At 53.6% G+C, this 25,278-nt stretch carries 23 protein-coding genes and 1 pseudogene; 8 read left to right on the plus strand and 16 right to left on the minus strand.

Features of this window, described 5'->3' with window-relative positions:
- Positions 1-483 precede the first annotated feature (483 nt).
- Positions 484-1,175, minus strand: a pseudogene (locus tag J4614_RS04695) (hypothetical protein).
- Positions 1,176-1,385: 210 nt separating this feature from the next.
- Between J4614_RS04695 and J4614_RS04700 the strand changes: the two are divergent.
- A complete protein-coding gene (locus tag J4614_RS04700) occupies positions 1,386-1,985 on the plus strand; it encodes a YebB family permuted papain-like enzyme (protein WP_151340361.1) in 600 nt (199 codons plus the stop codon).
- 1 nt (position 1,986) lies between these two features.
- On the opposite strand, the gene ruvC is transcribed toward J4614_RS04700, so the two are convergent.
- The 4 genes from ruvC to aspS form a co-directional block, all read right to left on the minus strand.
- Positions 1,987-2,508, minus strand: coding sequence for a crossover junction endodeoxyribonuclease RuvC (gene ruvC, locus J4614_RS04705; RefSeq protein WP_000022509.1), 522 nt, complete (start codon positions 2,506-2,508; stop codon positions 1,987-1,989).
- 36 nt (positions 2,509-2,544) lie between these two features.
- A complete protein-coding gene (locus J4614_RS04710) occupies positions 2,545-3,285 on the minus strand; it encodes a YebC/PmpR family DNA-binding transcriptional regulator (protein WP_000907242.1) in 741 nt (246 codons plus the stop codon).
- Positions 3,286-3,314: 29 nt separating this feature from the next.
- Entirely contained in the window at positions 3,315-3,767 is a 453-nt protein-coding gene (nudB, locus tag J4614_RS04715) for a dihydroneopterin triphosphate diphosphatase (RefSeq protein WP_023213138.1), read from the minus strand.
- Between the two features lie 102 nt (positions 3,768-3,869).
- On the minus strand, positions 3,870-5,642 hold the full coding sequence (aspS, locus tag J4614_RS04720) for an aspartate--tRNA ligase (protein ID WP_208293077.1): 1,773 nt from the start codon (positions 5,640-5,642) through the stop codon (positions 3,870-3,872).
- A 324-nt stretch (positions 5,643-5,966) separates the two neighbouring features.
- Here aspS and J4614_RS04725 point away from each other — a divergent pair, with 324 nt between their 5' ends.
- From J4614_RS04725 to cmoB, 5 genes are read left to right on the plus strand one after another with little or no spacing between them, the layout of a single operon-like run.
- A complete protein-coding gene (locus J4614_RS04725) occupies positions 5,967-6,533 on the plus strand; it encodes a hydrolase (RefSeq protein ID WP_000916144.1) in 567 nt (188 codons plus the stop codon).
- Positions 6,530-7,348: a DUF72 domain-containing protein gene (locus J4614_RS04730; RefSeq protein ID WP_208293078.1), complete on the plus strand. Its 819-nt coding sequence runs from the start codon at positions 6,530-6,532 to the stop codon at positions 7,346-7,348. The genes J4614_RS04725 and J4614_RS04730 overlap by 4 nt, the downstream gene beginning before the upstream one ends.
- A 52-nt stretch (positions 7,349-7,400) precedes the next feature.
- Positions 7,401-7,796 carry an MAPEG family protein gene (locus tag J4614_RS04735; RefSeq protein WP_000252975.1) on the plus strand — a complete coding sequence of 132 codons (396 nt, stop codon included), beginning with the start codon at positions 7,401-7,403 and terminating at the stop codon, positions 7,794-7,796.
- 40 nt (positions 7,797-7,836) lie between these two features.
- Positions 7,837-8,580 (plus strand): carboxy-S-adenosyl-L-methionine synthase CmoA, encoded by a 744-nt coding sequence (gene cmoA, locus J4614_RS04740; RefSeq protein WP_000019607.1) that lies wholly within the window; start codon positions 7,837-7,839, stop codon positions 8,578-8,580.
- Positions 8,577-9,548 carry a tRNA 5-methoxyuridine(34)/uridine 5-oxyacetic acid(34) synthase CmoB gene (gene cmoB, locus J4614_RS04745; RefSeq protein ID WP_208293079.1) on the plus strand — a complete coding sequence of 324 codons (972 nt, stop codon included), beginning with the start codon at positions 8,577-8,579 and terminating at the stop codon, positions 9,546-9,548. The genes cmoA and cmoB overlap by 4 nt, the downstream gene beginning before the upstream one ends.
- Positions 9,549-9,783: 235 nt before the next feature.
- On the opposite strand, the gene cutC is transcribed toward cmoB, so the two are convergent.
- Both cutC and J4614_RS04755 read right to left on the minus strand, forming a co-directional pair.
- Positions 9,784-10,530: a copper homeostasis protein CutC gene (gene cutC, locus J4614_RS04750; protein ID WP_001185780.1), complete on the minus strand. Its 747-nt coding sequence runs from the start codon at positions 10,528-10,530 to the stop codon at positions 9,784-9,786.
- A gap of 19 nt (positions 10,531-10,549) precedes the next feature.
- Positions 10,550-11,119, minus strand: coding sequence for a VOC family protein (locus J4614_RS04755; RefSeq protein WP_000024794.1), 570 nt, complete (start codon positions 11,117-11,119; stop codon positions 10,550-10,552).
- A 236-nt stretch (positions 11,120-11,355) separates the two neighbouring features.
- On the opposite strand from J4614_RS04755, the gene argS reads away from it, so the two are divergent.
- Both argS and mrdA read left to right on the plus strand, forming a co-directional pair.
- On the plus strand, positions 11,356-13,089 hold the full coding sequence (argS, locus tag J4614_RS04760; protein WP_001025358.1) for an arginine--tRNA ligase: 1,734 nt from the start codon (positions 11,356-11,358) through the stop codon (positions 13,087-13,089).
- Positions 13,090-13,277: 188 nt separating this feature from the next.
- The gene (gene mrdA, locus J4614_RS04765) at positions 13,278-15,149 is read left to right on the plus strand and encodes a penicillin-binding protein 2 (RefSeq protein ID WP_052944134.1); all 1,872 of its coding nucleotides are present in this window, start codon (positions 13,278-13,280) and stop codon (positions 15,147-15,149) included.
- A gap of 53 nt (positions 15,150-15,202) precedes the next feature.
- On the opposite strand, the gene J4614_RS04770 is transcribed toward mrdA, so the two are convergent.
- The 9 genes from J4614_RS04770 to tar form a co-directional block, all read right to left on the minus strand.
- Positions 15,203-16,342, minus strand: a complete 1,140-nt coding sequence (locus J4614_RS04770) for a glycoside hydrolase family 105 protein (RefSeq protein ID WP_208293080.1) — start codon at positions 16,340-16,342, stop codon at positions 15,203-15,205.
- A 236-nt stretch (positions 16,343-16,578) separates the two neighbouring features.
- On the minus strand, positions 16,579-16,971 hold the full coding sequence (gene flhe, locus J4614_RS04775; RefSeq protein WP_001233619.1) for a flagellar protein FlhE: 393 nt from the start codon (positions 16,969-16,971) through the stop codon (positions 16,579-16,581).
- Positions 16,971-19,049 (minus strand): flagellar biosynthesis protein FlhA, encoded by a 2,079-nt coding sequence (gene flhA, locus J4614_RS04780; RefSeq protein WP_000002386.1) that lies wholly within the window; start codon positions 19,047-19,049, stop codon positions 16,971-16,973. Before flhA ends, flhe begins: the two co-directional genes overlap by 1 nt.
- Positions 19,042-20,193 (minus strand): flagellar biosynthesis protein FlhB, encoded by a 1,152-nt coding sequence (flhB, locus tag J4614_RS04785; protein WP_208293081.1) that lies wholly within the window; start codon positions 20,191-20,193, stop codon positions 19,042-19,044. Before flhB ends, flhA begins: the two co-directional genes overlap by 8 nt.
- Before the next feature lie 193 nt (positions 20,194-20,386).
- Positions 20,387-21,031 carry a protein phosphatase CheZ gene (gene cheZ / locus J4614_RS04790; RefSeq protein WP_000983586.1) on the minus strand — a complete coding sequence of 215 codons (645 nt, stop codon included), beginning with the start codon at positions 21,029-21,031 and terminating at the stop codon, positions 20,387-20,389.
- Positions 21,032-21,041: 10 nt separating this feature from the next.
- Positions 21,042-21,431, minus strand: coding sequence for a chemotaxis response regulator CheY (gene cheY / locus J4614_RS04795; RefSeq protein WP_000763861.1), 390 nt, complete (start codon positions 21,429-21,431; stop codon positions 21,042-21,044).
- A 17-nt stretch (positions 21,432-21,448) separates the two neighbouring features.
- Positions 21,449-22,498: a protein-glutamate methylesterase/protein glutamine deamidase gene (gene cheB, locus J4614_RS04800; RefSeq protein WP_000036404.1), complete on the minus strand. Its 1,050-nt coding sequence runs from the start codon at positions 22,496-22,498 to the stop codon at positions 21,449-21,451.
- Positions 22,495-23,361: a protein-glutamate O-methyltransferase CheR gene (gene cheR, locus J4614_RS04805; protein ID WP_079980528.1), complete on the minus strand. Its 867-nt coding sequence runs from the start codon at positions 23,359-23,361 to the stop codon at positions 22,495-22,497. The genes cheB and cheR overlap by 4 nt, the downstream gene beginning before the upstream one ends.
- A 153-nt stretch (positions 23,362-23,514) precedes the next feature.
- Positions 23,515-25,176 (minus strand): methyl-accepting chemotaxis protein II, encoded by a 1,662-nt coding sequence (gene tar, locus J4614_RS04810; RefSeq protein WP_076166152.1) that lies wholly within the window; start codon positions 25,174-25,176, stop codon positions 23,515-23,517.
- Positions 25,177-25,278: the final 102 nt, after the last annotated feature.

Raw genomic sequence — 25,278 nt, forward strand, 5'->3', positions numbered from 1 at the left:
TAATGCACTATCATAAAAAAAGACTGGATGTTTATCCAGATGAAAAACACGTATCCCGATATTTCTCTACTCCGACATCCCGCGATGGTTAACGACGGGTACGCTCCCCGCTGCGTACAAAATAAGTCGTACACTCATTGACAACTTTTTGCGTCCTACGCGAATAACTTTTGCCAACATGCCGTGGCGCACGTTCGGTAGTCTTCAATAATGAGTATCCTGATAACACTAATACCGGAGCCAGACGCAACCCGATATGGCGAATACAATATCGCAGCCGGGCTTGCAAGCCCCCCGCAATGTAGCGCTTACCGCAACGCCGACTACGATAAAGAGACGATGGACGCCGTGACTATCAATATCAGCCAAACGAAATGTTGCCACTAATAATGTATCCAGTACGAATGCCAACAGCGGAACATCGGGGCCCCAAAAAAACAGACCCGAGAATAGATGTAATAATATTAACTACTAGCGCTGAATTTAATCGCATGTTGTTTTATCGTCGCGCACAACAGATTTTAATTCACCATGACACAATAAATATTGTGCAAAGTCATTTTTCATGCCATCGAAATTCACGGCTGGCATCCCTTCTGAATAATTATAATAAATATTCACATACTCTTCGCTACTAAAAAGTGCCTGTCGTTTTGCTGCTAACCCACGACCTTTTGCTGCAATATACTGGAAGCAGTGGCCGCTGGCGCCACAGCTCCGCCCATCATCAACAATATATATATCGGCAGCGTTAAACACTGTTCCAGCCAGCACTGGCGAATCGTTCCGGCCGCACAAACCAAAAATAATGATGCGCTAATCATCCACCCGGATTTTTTTACCGATGTCATAGCCAGGAAAGCCATAAAGCACGCTGCCTGCAGGCACAAAACCAGTTCTTTATTCCCGGCAACCAAATGCCACTGGTTAAATACTAAGGTAATGAAAACTGAACTCAATGTTGCCAACAGTCGGGTTCTGAACCGCCTGGCAGGGAGAAGTAAAAATAATAATGAAATCGTTCCTGGCTTTAATAAAAAAACAACGGTATTAGCCTCCGCCATATCAATACTCAAACAATAACAAAAACTAATAAACAGATGAAGGATAATAGCAACAAAAATATAAGGAAAATAAAACACCCAGCCTATTCTCATTGGTTTATCATCAACCACGTCATACTCCCTGTCAATATAAGAGATCAGATGATGAGAAATTTACCACCTTAACTCCTCCCCCAGATATATTTACGACATTAATTGCAATAAATGCAATATTCACCATACATATTTCGATGACACTAAGGCTTGTCATTTATCTGGTATAATGCTAACTACCCTGTAGAATAAATAAAAGGAATTTATTTCAAATAATGGAATGCAGAGATGAAAAAACATTATCCTGTCCAATATGAAACCGGGGATATCGTCTTTACCTGTATAGGTGCCGCGCTTTTCGGCCAGATATCCACCGCTTCACAGTGCTGGAGCAACCATGTTGGGATTATTATTGGTCATAATGGTGATGACTATCTGGTGGCGGAAAGCCGCGTCCCCCTCTCAACCGTCACCACGCTGTCACTGTTTATACAACGTTCAGCCGGACAACGTTACGCGGTTCGTCGCCTGTGCGGCGGCCTGACGGTCGAACAGAAACTCGCCATCATGGAACAGGTTCCTGCCCGGCTGAATAAGTTTTATCACACGGGGTTTAAATATGAGTCATCACGCCAGTTCTGCTCGAAGTTTGTGTTTGATATCTATAAAGAAGCATTGTGTATTCCGGTAGGCGATATTGAGACATTCGAAGAATTACTTCACAGCAATCCTGATGCGAAACTCGCCTTCTGGAAGTTCTGGTTTTTAGGTTCAATCCCGTGGGATCGTAAGACGGTGACGCCCGCCAGCCTGTGGCAACATCCCAATTTAGAATTAATTAGCGCCTGTGGAGTTGAAACCCCTCAACGCGAGGCTGAGGGAGAATGATTTAGCGCAACCTTCCCCGCGCCAGATTGAGTCGGCTCTCGCTCATTTGCATCGCGTTCTGGCTAACGTGGCAATGCGTAATGGCGATAGCCAGCGCATCTGCGGCGTCTGCCTGCGGGTTAGCGGGCAGTTTGAGCAACGTGCGCACCATATGCTGAACCTGACTTTTCTCCGCGCTACCAATACCGACGACGGTTTGCTTCACCTGACGCGCCGCGTATTCAAACACGGGCAGTTCCTGATTGACCGCGGCGACAATCGCGACGCCGCGCGCCTGTCCCAGCTTGAGGGCTGAGTCGGCATTTTTCGCCATAAACACCTGTTCGATAGCAAAATAGTCCGGCTGGAACTGCGTGATGATTTCCGTCACGCCTGCGTATATAAGCTTCAAACGAGACGGCAAATCATCGACTTTGGTGCGAATACATCCGCTGCCCAGATAGGTCAGTTGTCTGCCTACCTGGCGGATAACGCCATAACCGGTAATGCGCGAGCCGGGGTCAATACCGAGAATAATCGACACGCTATACCCCCTGCCCGCCGGCGTTTAACAGCACCATTACAGGGTCGCCGCCACCTCATCAGAGATCTCACCGTTATGGTAGACTTCCTGAACATCGTCACAGTCTTCCAGCATATCGATCAGACGTAGCAGTTTCGGCGCGGTTTCCGCATCCATATCCGCTTTGGTTGACGGGATCATGGACACTTCGGCGCTGTCCGCTTTCAGACCCGCCGCTTCCAGCGCGTCACGCACTTTACCCATCTCTTCCCAGGCAGTGTAAACATCAATCGCGCCATCATCATAGGTCACAACATCTTCCGCACCGGCTTCCAGAGCGGCTTCCATGATGGTGTCTTCATCGCCTTTCTCAAAGGAGATGACCCCTTTCTTACTGAACAGGTACGCCACTGAGCCATCGGTACCCAGATTACCGCCGCACTTGCTAAAAGCATGACGCACTTCCGCTACGGTACGGTTACGGTTGTCACTCAGACACTCAATCATAATGGCCGTGCCGCCAGGACCATAACCTTCATAGATGATGGTTTCCATGTTCGAGTCTTCATCACCACCCACACCGCGAGCGATGGCACGGTTCAGAGTGTCGCGGGTCATGTTGTTGGCCAGCGCTTTATCTACAGCCGCGCGCAGACGCGGGTTGGCATCCGGATCGCCGCCGCCCAATTTAGCTGCCGTTACCAGTTCACGAATAATTTTAGTGAAGATTTTACCGCGCTTGGCATCCTGCGCAGCTTTACGATGTCTGGTGTTGGCCCATTTACTATGACCTGCCATAAATATTTCCTCAAAAAAAGCGCGCCTTTTCAGGCGACGTTAATGACAAACTCTTCAATCGCTTGCCGGTTACTCCAGGACTTGGTAAGCGCCGCCGCGTCAGGCGCATCAAGCCACTGGTACGTCAGATGTTCAGTGAATATCACCTGCCGCTCATGCGGTAACGCAAGGCAGAACCAGAATTCTGTATTGTGCATAACACCCGGCGCATAGCGATGACGTAAATGTGAAAAAATTTCAAACTCCACCGTACGTTGGCAGTCGATTAAGGTCAGTTGCTCTGCCGAAACATCAATCGTGACCTCTTCTTTGACTTCACGTACGGCGGCCTGCAACGCGGTCTCCCCTTCTTCTATGCTGCCAGTCACTGACTGCCAAAAATCCGGGTCATCGCGTCGCTGCAACATTAGCACCCGTTTCGTATCCTGCGCGAAAATAACCACCAGGACCGAAACGGGGCGCTTGTACACTTTATCCTTCACGCGACCTCGTTGTTGGCTGTTGGGTGACGCCGCGCATTGATGAGACTCGCCCTTGCGGGCCGCCGCGATATCACGCGAATGATGTCGTGTACATTGTTCATATCAGTTATTCTCGGCTTTCTTCACAACCTGAATCCCTAACTCCGTCAACGCTGCCTGGTTGGCGAAACTCGGCGCTTCGGTCATCAGACACGCGGCGGCGGTCGTTTTCGGGAAGGCGATAACATCACGAATATTATCGGTGCCGGTCAACAGCATGGTCAGACGGTCCAGACCAAACGCCAGGCCCGCATGCGGCGGCGTACCGTATTTCAACGCATCCAACAGGAAGCCGAACTTCTCGCGCTGCTCCTGCTCATTGATACCGAGAATACCAAATACGGTTTGCTGCATTTCACCGTTGTGAATACGCACCGAACCGCCGCCAACTTCATAGCCGTTAATCACCATATCGTAAGCGTTAGCGACGGCTTCTTCCGGCGCAGTTTTCAGTTCAGACGCCGTCATGTCACGCGGAGCGGTAAACGGATGGTGCATCGCGGTCAGACCGCCTTCGCCGTCGTCTTCGAACATCGGGAAGTCAATCACCCACAGCGGCGCCCATTTGTCTTCGTCGGTCAGGTTCAGGTCTTTGCCCAGTTTCAGACGCAGCGCGCCCAGCGCATCGGCAACCACTTTTTTGTTATCTGCGCCGAAGAAGATCATGTCGCCGTCCTGCGCGCCGGTACGTTCAAGGATAGCGTCGACGATGTCGGCGGTCAGGAACTTGGCCACCGGACTGTTAATCCCGTCCAGACCTTTCGCGCGTTCGTTAACTTTGATATACGCCAGGCCCTTCGCGCCGTAGATCTTAACAAAGTTACCGTAATCGTCGATCTGCTTACGACTAAGCTGTGCGCCGCCAGGCACACGCAGTGCTGCCACGCGGCCTTTCGGATCGTTAGCCGGGCCCGCGAAGACCGCGAACTCTACCGATTGCAGTAGGTCAGCGACATCTACCAGCTCCATCGGGTTACGCAGGTCTGGCTTGTCGGAACCGTAACGACGTTCCGCTTCGGCAAACGTCATGACCGGGAAATCCCCCAGATCCACGCCTTTCACTTCCAGCCACAAATGGCGCACCAGCGCTTCCATCACTTCGCGCACCTGTGGCGCGGTCATGAAGGAGGTCTCGACGTCGATCTGAGTAAACTCCGGCTGACGGTCAGCACGTAAGTCTTCATCACGGAAGCATTTGACTATCTGATAGTAACGGTCGAAACCGGACATCATCAGGAGCTGTTTGAACAGCTGCGGCGACTGCGGCAGCGCGTAGAATTTACCTTTGTGCACGCGCGAAGGCACCAGATAGTCGCGCGCGCCTTCCGGCGTGGCTTTGGTCAGCATCGGCGTTTCAATATCAAGGAAACCGTGATCGTCCATAAAACGACGCACCAGGCTGGTAATTTTGGCGCGGGTTTTCAGGCGCTGCGCCATTTCCGGACGACGCAAATCCAGATAGCGGTACTTGAGACGCGCCTCTTCGGTATTAACGTGGTTAGCGTCAAGCGGCAGTGAGTCTGCGCGGTTGATGATAGTGAGAGAGGACGCCAGCACTTCAATTTCGCCGGTCGCCATATCCGCATTGACGTTTTTCGCGTCACGCGCACGCACGGTGCCCGTAACCTGAATGCAGAACTCATTACGCAGTTCAGAGGCCAGCTTTAACGCGTCCGCACGATCCGGATCGAAGAACACCTGCACAATACCTTCGCGGTCGCGCATATCGATAAAGATCAGGCTGCCAAGATCACGACGACGGTTGACCCAACCACACAGAGTCACCTGCTGCCCCACGTGGGACAGACGTAGCTGTCCGCAATATTCTGTACGCATGAGATATCCCTTAACTTAGCCGCAGGCGGATTGTTGCCTGCCATGCAGGCGACGAAGTCGCAGCTTTAGCTGTATGTCACAACTGGATGAAAAAAGGCGGCTATTATACTGGAAATTCTGCCGCACGATAAGAGTCAATCCAGCATGGGAGCGATAACTTGCCCGTTTCATGCGGTATCGACACTTGGTTCATACTGACTGTACCCGGGTTTTTCACGCGGGTATTGCGTATGCTCACAAAAATTAACAATATTTGTCGCCGCTTTCCTCTTTAATCGCGCTTAAGGTGTAGTGAAATCCGCTATTTTTAGGAGAGTGATTATCATGCTGAAACTCAACGCGACCACAACCGCCCTGGTGGTTATTGATTTACAGGAAGGAATTCTTCCGTTTGCCGGCGGCCCGTATACGGCAAATGAGGTGGTCGCCCGCGCCGCGCGGCTGGCGGAAAAGTGTCGCGCCAACGGCTCACCCGTGGTTATGGTACGCGTCGGATGGTCTGATGATTATGCCGAAGCGTTAAAACAGCCGGTGGATGCCGCAACGCCTGCGCACGCATTGCCGGAAAACTGGTGGACCTGGCCTACGGCATTGGGTAAAAAGGACAGCGATCTGGAAGTGACTAAACGCCAGTGGGGCGCGTTTTACGGCACCGACCTGGAATTACAGCTTCGCCGCCGGGGTATCGACACCATCATATTGTGCGGGATCTCAACCAATATCGGCGTCGAATCCACAGCGCGCAACGCCTGGGAGTTAGGATTTAACCTTATTATTGCCGAAGATGCCTGTAGCGCCGCCAGCAGTGAGCAGCATCAGAGCAGTATGACGCATATTTTCCCGCGCATTGGCCGGGTACGCAGCGTAGAGGATATTTTAAACGCCTTATGATCTACATTGGCTTGCCGCAATGGTCGCACCCGAAATGGGCGCGGCTCGGCATCACCAGTCTGGAAGAGTATGCCCGCCACTTTAATTGCGTGGAGGGCAACACCACGCTTTACGCGCTGCCGAAAGCGGAAATTGTCGATCGCTGGTATGCGCAAACTACGGACGATTTCCGTTTTTGCTTTAAATTTCCCGCCACCATTTCTCACCAGGCCGCGCTGCGTCATTGCGACGATCTGGTACAGGCGTTTTTTACCCGGCTGGCGCCGCTGGAAACGCGTATTGGCCAATACTGGCTGCAGTTGCCCGCCGCCTTTGGACCGCGCGATCTCCCCGCCTTATGGCAGTTTCTTGATGCGCTCCCCGCCACGTTTACCTATGGCGTAGAAGTTCGTCATCCGTGTTTTTTTGACAAAGGTGAGGATGAACAGCGGCTCAATCGCGGGTTACACGCGCGCGGCGTAAACCGCGTGATCCTGGATAGTCGTCCGGTACATGCCGCCCATCCCCACAGCGAGGCCGTCCGCGACGCGCAGCGAAACAAACCCAAAGTCCCGGTACATGCGGTCGTGACGGCCAGCCATCCGATGGTGCGTTTTATCGGTAGCGATAATATGGCGCAAAACCGTGAGTTTTTCGCCGCCTGGTTGCAGAAACTCCCGCAGTGGCGGCAGACCACCACGCCTTTTCTGTTTTTACATACTCCGGATATCGCGCAGGCGCCGGAACTGGTGAATACGCTTTGGCATGATTTACGCAGCGTCTTACCGGAAATCGGCACTGCTCCGTCCATTCCACAGCAATCTTCTCTTTTCTGAAAATGCCCCCTATCATAGACAGTGCCATCAGCCATTTTAAAAGGGAGTTTGTATGGTAAGCGCGCTGTATGCCGTTTTGGGTGCGTTATTATTAATGAAGTTCTCTTTTAATGTCGTTCGCTTGCGAATGCAGTACCGTGTCGCCTATGGCGACGGCGGTTTTAGCGAATTGCAAAGCGCCATCCGTATTCATGGCAACGCGGTGGAATATATTCCTGTCGCGCTGGTGCTGCTGCTGTTTATGGAAATGAACGGCGCCGAAACGTGGATGGTGCATATCTGCGGCATCATTTTAATCGCCGGTCGGCTGATGCATTATTACGGTTTTCACCACCGTCTGTTCCGCTGGCGGCGGGCGGGGATGAGCGCGACCTGGTGCGCATTGTTGCTGATGGTGCTGGCAAACCTGTGGTATATGCCCTGGGAGTTGGTTTTCTCCCTGTATTAGCGCACAATATGCGCCTTTATTTTTCCCGGATGTATACGTTATGTCTCACCGCGACACGCTTTTTTCTGCGCCTATCGCCCGTCTCGGCGACTGGACTTTTGATGAACGAGTAGCCGAAGTTTTCCCCGACATGATTCAGCGTTCGGTACCAGGCTACTCCAACATCATCTCCATGATTGGCATGTTGGCTGAACGCTTTGTGCAGCCGAACACGCAGGTCTACGATCTGGGCTGCTCGCTGGGCGCCGCGACGCTGTCTGTTCGGCGTAATATCCGCCATGAGCATTGTCGCATTATCGCCGTCGATAACTCCCCGGCCATGATTGAACGCTGCCGCCGCCATATTGATGCATATAAAGCGCCAACGCCGGTTGAAGTTGTTGAAGGCGATATCCGCGATATCACTATTGAAAACGCCTCGATGGTGGTGCTGAATTTTACCCTGCAATTCCTTGAACCTGCCGAACGCCAGGCATTGCTGGATAAGATTTACCTGGGGTTGAATCCCGGCGGCGCGCTGGTACTGTCGGAAAAATTTAGCTTTGAAGACGCGAAAGTGGGCGAGCTGTTATTCAACATGCACCACGATTTTAAACGCGCGAATGGGTACAGCGAACTGGAGATCAGCCAGAAGCGCAGTATGCTGGAAAACGTGATGCTCACCGACTCGGTGGAAACACATAAAGCGCGCCTGCGTAAGGCGGGTTTCGAACACAGCGAACTGTGGTTCCAGTGCTTTAATTTCGGGTCGCTTGTCGCGTTAAAAGCCGGAGTTGCCGCATGATCGAGTTTGGTAACTTTTATCAGCTCATTGCTAAAAATCACCTCTCCCACTGGCTGGAAACATTGCCCGCGCAGATTGCCGCCTGGCAACGCGAGCAGCAGCATGGCTTGTTTAAACAGTGGTCGAACGCGGTAGAATTTTTACCGGAAATTACGCCCTGGCGGCTGGATTTACTGCACAGCGTCACGGCGGAAAGCGAAACGCCGCTCAGCGAAGGTCAGCTAAAGCGTATTGATACATTGCTGCGTAATCTGATGCCGTGGCGTAAAGGCCCGTTCTCGCTTTATGGCGTAGATATTGATACCGAATGGCGCTCCGACTGGAAGTGGGATCGCGTACTGCCGCATCTGTCAGATTTAACTGGCCGGACGATCCTTGATGTCGGCTGCGGCAGCGGCTATCACCTGTGGCGGATGATTGGCGCGGGCGCACATCTGGCGGTCGGCATCGATCCTACGCAGCTTTTCCTCTGCCAGTTTGAGGCGGTGCGTAAACTGTTGGGTAACGATCAGCGCGCGCATCTGCTGCCGTTGGGCATTGAACAACTCCCGGCGCTGAAAACATTTGATACCGTCTTCTCGATGGGGGTGCTTTATCACCGTCGCTCGCCGCTGGAGCATCTGTGGCAGTTAAAAGATCAGTTGGTCAACGAGGGTGAACTGGTACTGGAAACGCTGGTCGTCGACGGCGACGAAAATACCGTTTTGGTGCCCGGGGATCGCTACGCGCAGATGCGTAACGTCTATTTTATTCCTTCCGCGCCGGCATTAAAAAAATGGCTGGAAAAATGCGGCTTTATTGACGTGCGTATCGCCGATGTCTGCGTCACTACCACCGAAGAGCAACGCCGTACCGAATGGATGGTTACCGAGTCGCTGGCCGATTTCCTTGACCCGAACGATCGCAGCAAGACGGTGGAAGGCTATCCCGCCCCGCAGCGCGCGGTGCTGATTGCGCGTAAACCGTGATGGATTGCCGAATGACCGTTACGTATAGCACCGTTTCTCCAAAATAGTTCAAGTTGCAGCAAGGCGGCAACGCAGCAAATCCCCGGGAACGTAGGTAGCTACGTGACCGGGGTGCGCGAGGCGGCCAACGCTGCTGCGGCTTGAAATATGAAGGAGAAAAAAAGGCCCCTGTTGAATTGGCAGGGGCCTGGTACGAGCAAGCATCATATTGGGCGACATGATGCAACGGTAAAAATCATTTGGCCTGATGGCGAACAATGATTCCTTTCATTTCAGCGACCGCCGCACCCTCTACCCTATAGCGAGAATACTCGTCCGCCTGTATATCGGCAGACATCGATAACCCCTGATTGCGATAGCGCATCGGCGAAGGCAGTAAGACTCCGGCGGAACTGTGTACTTCCCGTACTCCGGCATCGAGGAAATTCTGCAGGTTATTTGCACGAACCCCCGCACCAGCCATAATGGTTGGAGCATCCCCCTGGGCAATAAGTTCCATAATTATTGATAAACCTTGCGCCGCATCGGCTTTTTGTCCGGAAGTCAGTACTCTTGCTACGCCTGCGTCAGCCAGATTCTTTAGCGCATTGAAGGGATTAGCGCACATATCGAAGGCGCGGTGGAATGTCACCGCCAGCGGTCCGGCCGCCGCCATTATTTTTTCCATTCGCGACATATCGACATCCCCATCAACGGTCAACACGCCAGTAACCAGCCCGGGAAAACCCAACTCTCTGACGAGACGGATATCTTCCAGCATGGCGGCAAATTCGCCGTCAGTGTAGTAAAAATCTCCGCCGCGAGGACGAATAATCGGATGTACGGGAATCGTAATATGCTCGCGCACGCTGCGTAAGACACCCAGCGAAGGCGTAAGCCCCCCTTCTTTCGGCGCGGCACACAGTTCGATACGATCCGCGCCGTTTCGCTGCGCGGTGAGCGCGCATTCCATGCTGTAACAACAGATCTCAAGTAACGCCATATTCACTCCGCTCGGCAGGTTAATGGGCCGCCTGTTCGCTGGCGACAATCGCTTCAATCGACCATGGATGAAATTTTACCGTGATGCGGCCATCGGTCACGGCCAGCGTAGGGTTTGGCAAACGTTCATGCTCGCCCTGTGGCGAACTGGTTTTAACCACTATCCCCGGCTGACTAAGCCCCTCATCCGACAACAATGCGAGAGCCCGCGCGTTCAAGGTCTCCGGCTCGCCGGGCAGCACGATTTCAATATGCTCCCACCCTTCGTGTGGATAGCGTTTTTCTCCCGGCCACGGTAATTCAATAACAGAAAACCGCCAGTGTTCTACACATACCGGTTCATGCAGTTTAAACAGACAAATCGGCCTGCCGTTGATGATATTTTCCGACAGTAGCTCGCCGCATTGTTCAAAACCGCGACGCCAACGCTCCGCCGTCGTATTCTGGTGACAGCGCAATGAAATGTGATCGGCCTCAAGGGCGCTAATCTGCAGACCAAGGCGAGTGGAAAGTTCTCTGAACGCCAGAGTGAATCGCGGTAAATCTGCGGAAATATCATGCAGTTCATCAATGTGTTGCCAGTTCGCCATATCAGGACGCTCTTCTTGCTGTGAAAACCGCTAATTTACGCTGTTGCGCCCCGGCAACCAACCTTTGATTTGGTTGGGCGTTTATTGAATGCTTATGCAGATTATTGTTGCGTATATTTCAGGCGACGCGCCGCGCGCGCAATGCTGACGCCAACGGGCATTTGCAGTATACTCCCGCCCTAATTCTTAAACTGGCGCGGGCAATACAGTCCGCTTCATAAACGTAAGGTATTCCGGTGAATATTCAGGCTCTTCTCTCAGAAAAAGTTAGTCAGGCCATGATTGCTGCAGGCGCGCCTGCAGATTGCGAGCCCCAGGTTCGTCAGTCAGCCAAAGTTCAGTTCGGCGACTATCAGGCCAACGGCATGATGGCAGTTGCGAAAAAACTGGGTATGGCCCCCCGACAACTTGCAGAGCAGGTGCTGACTCATCTGGATCTCAGCGGCATCGCCAGCAAGGTTGAAATCGCCGGCCCTGGCTTTATCAATATTTTCCTCGAACCGGCTTTTCTCGCTGAACAGGTGCAACAGGCGCTGGCCTCCGATCGTCTGGGCGTTTCTCAGCCGACTCGTCAGACGATTGTCGTCGACTACTCCGCGCCCAACGTCGCGAAAGAGATGCACGTCGGTCATCTACGCTCCACGATTATCGGCGATGCGGCAGTGCGCACGCTGGAGTTTCTGGGCCATCATGTTATTCGCGCTAACCACGTCGGCGACTGGGGCACCCAGTTCGGTATGCTTATCGCCTGGCTGGAAAAACAGCAGCAGGAAAACGCGGGCGACATGGCGCTGGCGGATCTCGAAGGATTCTACCGCGATGCGAAAAAGCATTATGACGAAGATGAAGCGTTTGCCGAGCGCGCGCGTAACTACGTCGTCAAATTGCAGAGCGGTGATGCCTATTTCCGTGAGATGTGGCGTAAGCTGGTTGACATCACGATGACGCAAAACCAGATCACTTATGATCGTCTGAACGTCACTTTGACTCGTGACGATGTGATGGGCGAAAGTCTGTATAATCCGATGCTGCCGGGCATCGTCGCCGATCTGAAAGCCAAAGGCCTGGCGGTTGAAAGCGAAGGCGCAACGGTGGTTTTCCTTGATGAGTTTAAAAACAAGGAAGGCGACCCGATGGGCGTCATTATTCAGAAGAAAGATGGCGGTTATCTGTATACCACTACCGATATCGCCTGCGCCAAATACCGTTACGAAACGCTGCACGCCGACCGCGTGCTCTACTACATTGACTCCCGTCAGCACCAGCACCTGATGCAAGCCTGGACCATTGTGCGCAAAGCCGGTTATGTGCCGGATTCCGTTCCGCTGGAACACCACATGTTCGGCATGATGTTGGGTAAAGACGGTAAACCGTTTAAAACTCGCGCGGGCGGTACGGTGAAACTGGCGGATCTGTTGGATGAGGCGCTGGAGCGCGCGCGTCGTCTGGTGGCGGAGAAGAACCCGGATATGCCGGCTGACGAGCTGGAAAAACTGGCTAACGCCGTCGGTATTGGCGCGGTGAAATACGCCGATCTGTCAAAAAACCGCACCACTGACTATATCTTCGACTGGGATAATATGTTGGCTTTCGAAGGCAATACCGCTCCTTATATGCAGTATGCCTATACGCGTGTGCTGTCTGTTTTCCGTAAAGCGGACATCGACGAGCAGGCGCTGGCGAGCGCGCCGGTTATCATTAGCGAAGATCGCGAAGCGCAACTCGCTGCCCGTCTGCTGCAGTTTGAAGAAACCCTGACGGTGGTCGCGCGTGAAGGTACGCCGCACGTCATGTGCGCGTATCTGTATGACGTCGCCGGGCTGTTCTCCGGCTTCTACGAGCACTGCCCTATTCTCAGCGCCGAGAATGACGCGGTTCGCAATAGCCGCCTAAAACTGGCGCAACTGACGGCGAAGACGCTGAAACTGGGTCTGGATACGTTGGGTATCGAAACCGTAGAACGCATGTAAACGCGTCGTCGTTAACATCATCAGGCCTGATTCCGGGGAACGGACTCAGGCCTTTTTATTGCCACAGCGGTATATCTGTAACAAATCACAAGGAATGACACATTTCTATAGAGAGATGGAACATCTTTTACCTGTGCTGGCGCTGACCGCCCCGTATCATTAGGCGGCGGATTGTTCAGGTACAGGTAATGACTTTTAAAGACTTTGATGCGGAAGAGAAACTCTTCCTGAGACGTGTGATTGTGGCGTTTGGTGTAGTGGTTGTCTGCTTTGGTATCCTGATCTTCAACCTCTATAACTTGCAAATCCGCCAGCACCACTACTACACCACCCGTTCGAATGAGAACGATATCAAGATGCTACCCGTCGCGCCCACGCGCGGCATCATTTACGATCGCAACGGCATTCCGCTGGTGCGTAACGTAACCTGGTATGATATCGCGGTTACGCCCTATAAAATTGCCGATATGGATGCGCTGCTAAAACAGCTCACCCCTATTGTTGATCTCTCCCCCGACGATATCGCCGACTTTCGCCATGCGCTAAAATCCAGTAGCCGCTATCGTCCGGTGGTGCTCAAAAACGCGCTAACGGATGTTGAAATCGCACGCTTTGCGGTCAATCAGTTTCATTTCAACGGCGTCACGATCAATAGCTATCAGGATCGGCAGTATCCTTACGGCGCGGAGCTGGCGCATGTTCTCGGTTACGTGTCAAAGATAAACGATAACGACCTTAAAGCGCTGGATAAAAAAGGGCTGGCAGAGAATTACGCGGCGGACCATAACATCGGTAAACAGGGGATTGAGCGTTACTACGAAAACGATCTTCATGGCAAAACCGGTTATCAGGAGGTCGAGGTGGATAATCACGGGCGTATTGTCCGCCTGCTGAAAGACGTTCCTCCCATCGCGGGTAAGAATATTCACCTGACGCTGGATCTCCATTTACAAGAGTACATTGAAAGTTTGCTGGCCGGGCAGCGTGCTGCCGTACTGGTTGAAGATCCGCACGATGGTTCAGTGCTGGCGATGGTATCTATGCCCAGCTACGACCCGAACCCCTTTGTAAAAGGCATTAGCTATCAGGATTACGGCAAACTGCTGCACGATAAAAATCTGCCGCTGATCAACCGCGTGACGCAAGGGCTTTATCCCCCGGCGTCAACGGTTAAACCCTATATGGCGATGTCCGCGCTGTTATGCGGGATTATTACGCCGCAAACCACCTTCTTTGGCGCGCCAACCTGGACGCTTCCCGGCACGCAGCGGCATTACCGGGACTGGAAAAAAACCGGACACGGTATGCTGGATGTCACTAAAGCGATTGAGGAATCTGCGGATACCTTTTTCTATCAGGTTGCTTATATGATGGGTATTGACCGTATCGACACGATGTTGTCTCAGTTCGGCTATGGCAAACCGACGGGGATCGACCTTAATGAAGAGTATGACGGGCTGCTTCCCAGCCGCGCATGGAAACAGCGGGTCCATAAAAAAGCCTGGTATCAGGGCGATACCATCTCTGTCGGCATCGGCCAGGGCTACTGGATTGCCACCCCCATCCAGATGGTAAAAGCGATGGTGGCGCTCATCAACAACGGTAAGGTGATTGCCCCTCACCTGTTACTCAATGAAGAGAGCGGCAAAACGGTGGTTCCGTATCGCCCTTCAGGAACACCGGCACAGATAGCCGATCCGGCGTCGCCATACTGGGGACTGGTGCGTCAGGCGATGTACGGCATGGCGAATGCACCCAACGGAACGGGCTATAAGTTCTTTCACACCGCGCCCTACGGCATTGCGGCCAAAAGCGGCACGTCGCAGGTATTTAGCCTGAAAGAAAATCAGACCTACAACGCGAAAATGATCCCCATTCGCCTGCGCGATCATGTGTTTTATACCGCTTTTGCACCGTATAAAAACCCTAAGGTCGCTATTGCCTTGATTCTGGAAAACGGCGGAAGCGACGGCGTTACCGCCGCGCCCATCATGCGAAAAATCCTTGACCACCTGTTTGATCCACAGGCTGATACCACACAGCCGGATCAGGCGCCATAGTCAAATAAGCAAAGCGTCATCAGACAAGGATACGGCCGGAATATCCGCATACATCAGAAATAGTTACGCAGATATTCCGTCAAACACAGCATTGCCATCGCCTGCCCGTAAGGCATAGAGGTCAACGGAATATGACGGTAAAAATCGAGATCGTGGCCCATGCCAGTGCCAAATGACGTTTGCAGCAGTTCGCCTTCCGGCGAGATATGTTTCACTATCCCCCGAATAGCTTTTTCCGCCACCTGCGCATAGTGCCGTTCGACATAGCGTTTGCGCACCGCTTTAAGAATACCGTAGGCAAAACCCGCCGTCGCCGACGCCTCAAGATAAGAGTGCGGATCGTCAAGCAGCGTATGCCACAAACCACTTTCATCCTGACATTTCGCCAGCGCGGCGATCTGCGCATTCAGTACCTGGACCAGGTAACGGCGCACGGCATTGTTTTCCGGCAAGTCCAGCAGTTCAAGAAAATCCGGGATCACAATGGTCAGCCAACTGTTGCCGCGCGCCCAGCGAGCGTTAGCGAAGTTATGATGACCGTCATAGCTCCAGCCGTGGAACCACAGCCCCGTCTCTTTATCCATCAAATTCTGCACGTGTAGCAGGAACTGATAGGTTGCCTCTTCCACATATTCCGACCGGTTCAACAGCTTACCGATTTTCGCCAGCGGCAGCACCGTCATCATTAGCGTGTCGTCCCACATCTGCTGATGATTTTCCTCCGCCAGCGTGATGTGCTGCATTCCGCCGTGATCGGTACGGGGCATTTCATTCATCGCCCATTCGGCCCACGTTTCCAGCCACGGTAAATACGCTGGATTACGCGTCTCTTCATAGCGATACGCCAGCGTTAAAAACGGCGCCATCGTATTAACGTTTTTCGTCGTCGCGCCTTCCGCAAAGCGATCGGCAAACCAGTCATCAATGATCTTACGCATCGTCTGGTCACCGGTCTGTTGGTAATAGTGATACATTCCGTACAGGCCCACGCCGTGCGTCCACTCCCATCCGGCCCAGCCTTTAGTATCGATCACGCGTCCGTCGTCCAGTCGCAATAAAAATTCGCCTGTCTCATCTTTAATATTGACCAGGTTATGCGTCACCTTTTGCACCAGGGCTTTTAGTTCATCTCTGGCGATAAAATGCTCAGGCTGACGCAATAGCGGACTGTGTTTGACTGGATAAACCATCATTTGCTTAACCTCTGTGTAATGTCGAATTCAGTGCTGCGTGCAGTTTTACCGCCGACGCAGTCGATTCGCTACAGTAAAAGCTAAGCTGGGCGGAAACCTTTTTGTTTCTGCCATTGCCAGAGCGTAAATGGCAAAAACGCAAAGAGTCCGGCAACCTACCTCACCATTTTATAAAACGGCGTTTCTATTTATTCAAAAAGAGAGTCAGGTCTGCTACCTGGCAAAGAAAGGGGCGGTTAGCGGTAGTTCACAATCACCTGATTGCTCCGCACTTTTAACGCCGGGATAAGTCGGCCGCCGCCGGGGACTTCCCAGACAAAGCGGAGCGGCTCGACTGCGGGAACATGAGCAAAACCGTGGGTCGTGCCACTCTGACCATCAAGTTCTACGCAACGGGACTGGGAACATAAACGTACCCGTAAGCCCGCGGGGGTCGGGCCATTCAGTTCATAACGCCAGGCGACCAACGTCATCACACCGGAAACCGGCTGACGCGCCGACAATGGCGAAGACGATGCGGAAACGCCCCGGTAATTTAAGGTTACGCCCATACCGCTATCCTGCCACGCGCCTTCGCCTGCGGCCTGAACCGTCAGGGGAAAGAGCAACAACGCCAGCCATTTACGCATTATTTTCCTCCAATGGTCGCCGTCATGCGGATATGACGGTTATCGGAAAGCTCAAGGTTCGACAACACCACCAGCTGCGGTAAACTGCGCCGCAAAAAGCGGGACAATAATGGACGTAGCGCATGGTTAACCAGCAATACCGGCGGCGCGCCAAGCATCTCCTGGCGAGAAAGCGCCTCTTGCGTCTGCGCCAGCAGGCGATCCGCCAACCCCGGCTCAAGTCCACCGCCGCCCTGCAATGCCTGAAGCAGCAAACGCTCCAGCGCGGTATCCAGGCCAATCACCTGCACTTCTTCATTACCGGGGAACCACTGTTGCGTAATCGCTCGTCCTAATGCCACGCGTACCACGGCGGTTAATTCATGCGGATCGCTTTGTAACGGCGCATGTTCCGCCAGCGTTTCCAGAATGGTGCGCATATCGCGAATCGGGACTTTTTCCGCCAGTAAGTTTTGCAGGACTTTATGTAAAGTCGTGAGGGTCACGACGCCGGGGACCAGATCTTCCGTGAGTTTAGGCATCTCCTGAGAGACACGATCCAACAGTTGCTGCGCTTCCTGGCGGCCAAACAGTTCGGCGGAGAATTGGCCAATCAAGTGGTTAAGGTGCGTCGCCACAACGGTACTGGCTTCAACAACGGTAAAGCCCTGAATTTGCGCCTGCTCTTTCAGGGCGCTTTCAATCCAGATGGCATCAAGGCCAAAAGCTGGATCGACGGTTTTCTCACCCGGTAGCGTTCCCGCCGCCGTGCCGGGGTTAATAGCCAGCCAGCGTCCCGGATAGGCGTCCCCGCTGCCAATCTCTACCCCTTTCATCAAAATACGGTAGCGCGCAGGCTGTAAATCCATATTGTCGCGAATATGGACAACCGGCGGCAGGAACCCCATATCCTGCGCGAATTTTTTACGAATACTGCGAATACGTCCGAGCAATTCGCCATCCTGTTGAAAATCCACCATCGGGATCAGGCGGTAGCCCACTTCCATCCCCAGTGAATCCTCAAGCTGTACGTCATTCCAGGTGGCTTCGACCACCGAGTTATTTTCCGGCATTTTTACCGGCTGCGGCTCCTCCGGCGCTTTTTCTTCACGCCCGCGCAGCCACCATGCCAGGCCGAGCAAAGCGGCGGTAAAGAGTAAAAATACCAGGTTAGGCATTCCTGGCACCATGCCAAGCAGCCCCAGCACCGCCGCCGCCAGCAGCATCACCCTTGGATTACTGAACAGTTGGCCAACCATCTGCTCGCCTACATCCTGATCGGTACTGACGCGGGTCACAATGACGCCCGCCGCCGTGGAGATAACCAGCGCCGGGATCTGGGCGACCAGGCCGTCGCCAATGGTCAGCAGGGTGTAGCTTTCCGCCGCGCTGCCTATGCTCATTCCGTGCTGCAATACGCCGACCAGCAGCCCGCCTACCACGTTAATGACCATGATGAGAATACCGGCGATGGCGTCGCCGCGCACAAATTTACTTGCCCCGTCCATCGAGCCGTAGAAATCGGCTTCCTGAGTGACTTCCGAACGCCGTTTTTTGGCCTCGTCTTCACCAATCAGACCGGCATTAAGATCGGCGTCAATCGCCATTTGCTTGCCGGGCATACCGTCCAGCACAAAGCGCGCGCCGACTTCGGCAATACGTCCGGCGCCTTTGGTGATGACCATGAAGTTGATAATGACGAGGATGATAAAAACCACAATCCCGATCGCGAAGTTACCGCCGACCAGGAAATGACCAAACGCCTCCACCACCTTTCCCGCCGCCGCCGCGCCGGTATGCCCTTCCATCAAAATAATGCGCGTTGAGGCTACGTTAAGCGCCAGACGCAGTAGCGTGGTAAACAGCAGAATGGTCGGAAACGCGGCAAAATCCAGAGTACGCTGGGTAAACATCGCCACCAGCAGCACCATAATCGATAGCGCAATATTAAAGGTAAACAATAAGTCGAGGATAAAAGCAGGTAGCGGCAGCACCATCATCGACAAAATCAGCAGAATGAGGATCGGCCCGGCAAGAATTTGCCATTGCGTCGATTTCAGGTTGCTGGGCAGGCGCAGCATCGCGACCAGATTAGCCATCAGTATTCTTCTCGTTCATAAAATCCAGCGCTTCTGGCACCGGAAGGTTCTCAGGTTGTGGAGGACGTTGCCCGCCCGCAAGCCGCCAGCGTTTAAGCTGCCAGACCCAGGCCAACACTTCCGCAACGGCAGCATATAACTGCCCGGGAATTTGCTGACCGATTTCGGCGTGGCGATATAATGCCCGCGCCAGCGGCGGCGCTTCTAAAGTGGGAACCCGATGTTCAGCGCCGACCTCGCGAATGCGCAGCGCTATTAATCCAGCCCCCTTCGCGACCACTTTCGGCGCGCTCATTTTGTTTTCGTCATACTGCAGCGCCACGGAATAGTGTGTCGGGTTAGTGACAATGACGTCCGCTTTCGGCACATCTTCCATCATGCGGCGCTGCGCGGCGGCGCGTTGCATCTGGCGAATTTTGCCCTTAACATGCGGATCGCCTTCGCTCTCTTTAAATTCGTCGCGAATGTCCTGTCGCGACATGCGTAATTTTTTCAGGTGGCTAAAGATCTGGAAAAACACGTCAAATCCCACCATCGGAATCACGCCCAGTACCACCAGTAACGCGCAGAGTCCAACCAGATCCAGCGCATTCCCCATTGCGACGATCGGCGACTCCGCCATCAGACGCATCATTTGCGGCCAGTTATGCCAGAGATAAAAGCCGGTAACGCAGCCGACCAGCGTGGATTTCAACACCGCTTTTAGCAGTTCCGCGCCGGTCTGCGCCGAAAACATGCGCTTAATTCCCGGCAGCGGGTTTAATTTAGAAAATTTTGGCTGTAGCGACTTACCGCTAAAAATCAGGCCGCCAAGCATAACCGGCGAGATAAGCGCCACCAGCACCACGCCCGCGATGAGCGGTAGCAGTGCCATCATCGCCGCTTTAATCAGCAAAATTATCTGCCCCAGGATCAGGTTAGGATCGTTTACCATACGGTGATCGAAGTGCAGGCCTGCTGAGAGCATTCCCGCCAGCTGCCGCGCTAACGACTCGCCGCCGAACCAAATAATACAAACGCCCACCAGCAATATCAGCAGTGAGGTCAGTTCTCTGGAACGGGGGATCTGCCCTTCTTCCCGCGCTTTTTCAAGTCGGTGGGGTGTGGGGGCTTCTGTTTTGTCGTCGTCGCTCTCTTCTGCCACGCAGCAAACCCTGGATAGATTGATAAGCGAGAATGATGCCAGAACCGCTTTACGCCAATGGGCAGAGTAAGCGGTAAAAAAGGCGGGGTTTATGGCGTTAATAGAGATAGCCGGATACGATAAGAAAGTCTCGTATCCGGCCTGGTTGACGGATTCGGACCCGATAAGCGCAGCGCCATCAGGTCAAAAAAGCTTAAAAGCCAAGACTGTCCAGCAGGTCGTCCACCTGATCCTGACTGGCGACGACGCCAGCTTTCGAGGTATCCACCTGCGGGCCGTTGAGTAAGCTTTCGTTCTCGCGTTTTGGTCGCGCGCTCTGTTCCGGGATGTTTTCCAGCAGCACCATTAACAACTGGCGCTCAATCTCCTGAATCACGTCCATCATGCGTTTGATCACCTGACCCGTCAGATCCTGGAAATCCTGCGCCATCATGATGTCCAGCAGTTGCGCGTTAGTAAAGCTGGTATGGCCCGGGACATCCCTGAGAAACTGGCGCGTATCCGTCACCAGTTCACGGGCGTCGGAAAGCTCGATCGGATTGTCAAACCACTCGTCCCAACGTTGGGTTAGCGCTTTCGCCTCTTTTTCCATCGCATCCTGATGCGGCTGCGAAGCTTCGACACTGTTTAGCGCGCGTTCCGCCGCCTGCGCCGTCATCTGGACGACGTAATCCAGACGGTCGCGCGCATCAGGGATCGCCTCCGCCGCTTCGGCAATCGCCTGGTCCAGTCCCAGTTCACGCAGGCTGTCGCGCAGCATTCGGGTCAGACTACCGATGCGCGCAATGATGTCTCCTGCTGAGCCTTCATCAGCAGGCTTGATAGATGGTTGCATCATCATCGCATCCTCACATGCCCAGTTTCTCAAAGATTTTGTTGAGCTTCTCTTCCAAAGTCGCTGCGGTGAACGGTTTTACGACATAACCGCTGGCGCCAGCCTGTGCGGCGGCGATAATATTCTCTTTCTTGGCTTCCGCCGTGACCATCAACACGGGTAACGCCGACATGGCGCTATCGGCGCGAATGGTTTTCAGCAGCTCCAGGCCATCCATATTCGGCATGTTCCAGTCGGAGATAATAAAACCAAAGCCGCCCGCCTGGAGCTTGTTCAGCGCATCGACGCCGTCTTCGGCCTCTTCCACATTGTTAAATCCAAGCTCTTTTAAGAGGTTGCGCACGATACGACGCATGGTCGAAAAGTCATCCACAACCAAAAATTTAAGCTCTTTATCCGCCATAAAATACTACTCCTGGTTCAAATACGTATCGCCTGTCCGGCACTGATTTTCGCCAGCATCTGCTGGCTTACCTGGCTAAGATCGACCACTTCGCTTACGCCACCCATATTGATGGCCTCGCGCGGCATGCCGAACACCACACAACTTGCTTCGTTTTGCGCAATGGTCCAGGCGCCAGCCTGGTACATCGCTAACATTCCAGCGGCGCCATCGTTGCCCATCCCCGTAAGAATGACGCCTACGGCGTTGCGCCCCGCGTGTTTCGCCACCGAATGAAACAGCACATCCACGGAAGGCCGATGCCGGTTTACCGGCGGGCCATCATGAATTTTGATTTGATAATTCGCCCCGCTACGCGCCAGCTCCATATGCTTGTCGCCGGGCGCAATGTAGGCATGACCTGGCAATACGCGTTCGCCGTCCTCGGCCTCCTTCACGCTGATTTGACAGAGTTTATTCAGACGCTCGGCAAACGAGCGGGTAAAGCCAGGCGGCATATGCTGCGTAATAATCACTGCCGGACTGGAAAGCGGCAGCGGTTGCAGCACATGTCGGATAGCTTCAGTACCGCCCGTTGAAGCGCCGATAGCAATCAGTTTCTCCGAACTGAGGAGCGGACCGGCTTTTAAGGTTGCCGGGGCCGCCATCGGTTTATGTGCGGCGATGCGGGCCCGCGCGGCGGTACGCACTTTTTCGGCGATCATCTCGCTATACGACAGCATACCTTCACGAATGCCAAGCTGCGGTTTAGTGACAAAATCGATGGCCCCCAACTCCAGCGCCCGTAGCGTCACTTCGGAACCTTTACCGGTCAGCGAAGAGACCATCACCACCGGCATCGGTCGCAGGCGCATCAGTTTTTCCAGAAAATCGAGGCCGTCCATACGCGGCATCTCAACGTCCAGGGTCAATACGTCCGGATTAAATTTTTTGATGAGATCCCTGGCGACCAACGGGTCCGGCGCAGTCGCCACCATCTCCATATCGCTATGGCTATTAATAATTTCAGTCATGATTTGGCGCATTAACGCGGAATCATCAACTGACAATACCCTGATTTTACTCATGCTTTATCCTTACTTAGCGCATACACCGTCTGTCCGCGCAGGCTAAACTCGCGCACGAGGTTGCTAAAGTTTTCTGAGTGACCGGCAAACAACAGTCCGTCAGGTTTAAGGAGTGGAACAAAACGGCGCAGAATGTCCTCCTGAGTCGTTTTATCAAAATAGATCATGACATTACGGCAAAAAATCGCGTCAAAGGGACCGGGTACGTTGTACTGCTTTTCCAACAAATTAACGGAGGAAAATTCAACATAATTGACCAGTTCCTGACGCACGCGCACCAGTCCTTCATGCGGCCCCGTACCGCGCATGAAGTAACGTTGTAGCTGCTGCGGCGATAACGTTTTCAGTTCGCTGAGGCGATAAATACCGCTTCTCGCTTTTTCCAGCACTTCAGTATCAATATCGCTGGCGAATACTTTCCAGCGACCGGGGGCCATCCCCAACGCATCCGCCAGCGTAATGGCGATACTGTAAGGTTCTTCTCCTGTCGATGCCGCCGCACTCCAGACGCGGTACTCGCCGTGGCGGCGACGCGCATGTTCCGCAAGGATGGGAAAATGGTGCGCCTCGCGAAAAAAAGCGGTCAGGTTGGTAGTCAGAGCGTTGATAAAAGCCTGCCACTCAGCGCTGTTTTGATTAGCCTCCAGCATACTGAGATAACGGCCAAAATCATCCAGTCCCAGGGCACGCAGCCGACGGACCAGGCGGTTATAAACCATATCCCGCTTATGGTCGGCCAGCACGATCCCTGCGCGCTGGTAGATTAATTGACATATCCGACGAAAATGCGCGTCGGACAGCGCGAGGCGCTGTGTCATCTGTAACAATACTGACGTTTGCCCGGAGGGCAGAGATGATGTCATAGCGCCTTCTTAATCACATTCAAAGTACAACGGGCGCGCCCTGCGGCAGCGCCATGCTTCCCGTATTACACATTTTTTGCTTTTATCTATGCGAACCAGACGAAAGGGATCGGCGGGTTCGCAAATTAATCGAGAACCGACAGCACACGTCGATCAAAAGGTTTCCCAGTTCGCATCATCCCCGGCGGCTAAGGGCCGTGGCGTATTGCCGGACTGAGCGTCCGCTGACAAACGCATCTCAGGCTTATTTACCGCCAGCGGTCGCGATGCCAGGCGGAAAGCCGATACCGCCTGGGTCAGACGGCTGGCCTGCTCTTCCAGCGCGGCGGCGGCCGCTGCGGACTCCTGAACCAGCGAGGCGTTCTGTTGCGTTACGCGATCCATTTCGGAAACGGCCAAAGCGACCTGATCGATACCCCGGCTTTGCTCATCCGAAGCGGAGGCGATTTCGCCCATGATATCCGTGACGCGCGTAACGGCATTGACGATGTCAGTCATGGTTTCCCCGGCGCTTTCCACCAGCACTGAACCGGTATCGACACGCGAGACGGAATCTTCAATCAACGCTTTTATTTCTTTCGCCGCCTGGGCGCTGCGGCTGGCCAGATTACGCACCTCGCCTGCCACGACCGCAAAACCGCGCCCCTGCTCTCCCGCGCGCGCCGCTTCTACCGCCGCGTTCAGCGCCAGAATGTTTGTCTGGAAAGCAATACCGTCGATAACGCTGATAATGTCAGCGATTTTTTTCGAACTGTCGGCAATTTCGTGCATGGTGTTTACCACGCCGTCGACCACTTTGCCGCCATGACGCGCGGTCTCGGAGGCGCTTTGCGCCAGTTGCGAAGCCTGACGGGCGTTATCGGCGTTTTGCTTCACGGTGGCCGTCAGTTGTTCCATGCTGGCAGCCGTCTCCTCCAGAGCGGAGGCCTGCTGTTCGGTACGGGAAGAGAGGTCGGTATTACCGGCGGCAATTTCACTGGTGCCGGAATAAATCGCATCCGAACCTTCGCGAACCTGCGTCACGGTGTCAATCAGCGAGCGTTGCATATGTTCAACCGTTCCCGCCAGTTCGCCAATTTCATTACGCCCTGAGACGGTGAGCGTTTTCGTCAGGTCGCCGCTGGCAATTTCACGGATATGAGTAATCACTCGCGCTAATGGGTTAAGCAGGGCATGACGAATGCCGAACCAAACCACCATCAAAATCAGCACCAGCACGACCGCAAGAACCCCCAGTTGCCATTGCGCAAAACGGTAGTCATGAGCGCTTTGATCAAATGTCTGGCGGTACAGGTTTTCGCTCACCCGGGCGTAATTGCCCAGCGCCTCGCCCAACGCGTTTTGCATTCCCTGGGTTGGCTGGGCGAAGTAGGCATCCATATTGCCATTGTCCAGAAACTGAATAAGTTCGGCTAATGCGGCCTGATAGCGCTGATATTTTTCATCGACGTTCGCGCTGGCCTCCGCCATCGCTGGCAATGGCGTCATGTTTTTGAAATTGGCGTAGTGCGCCGCCGCCTGTGCGAGGGTCGTTTTTGCATTCTGGAGTAAATCCGTTTTGGCGCTGCTCTGCTGGTTAGAAGCGTCCATCATCATGCGTGCGGCGGAGCGGCTCAGGTTAATGCGCGTTTGCAGCATTAAGTCCCATGTCGACGTGAGTTCGCTTTGTTGCTGGCGTAATTCGTTAGAAATAACAAAACCTTGCTGGTTATGCTGTAATGAAGAAAACAGCAAACCACCGGAAACAAGCTGTAGCAGTGCGAAAACCCCCAGCACCATCATCAGCATTGTGACAACGCGGATACGGTTAAACATAAGGCACCTTCCTGATAACGAGTTACCAACGTTATCGGCACCTGCGGTGATAACTTTACTTTTGCAAAAAGGAAATACGCTGTTCCGGAAGACGATATTGAC

It is taken from the genome of Salmonella sp. 32031103-2018-00083-FB-01-SM-01 (assembly GCF_017571995.1).
Taxonomy (GTDB): domain Bacteria; phylum Pseudomonadota; class Gammaproteobacteria; order Enterobacterales; family Enterobacteriaceae; genus Salmonella; species Salmonella enterica.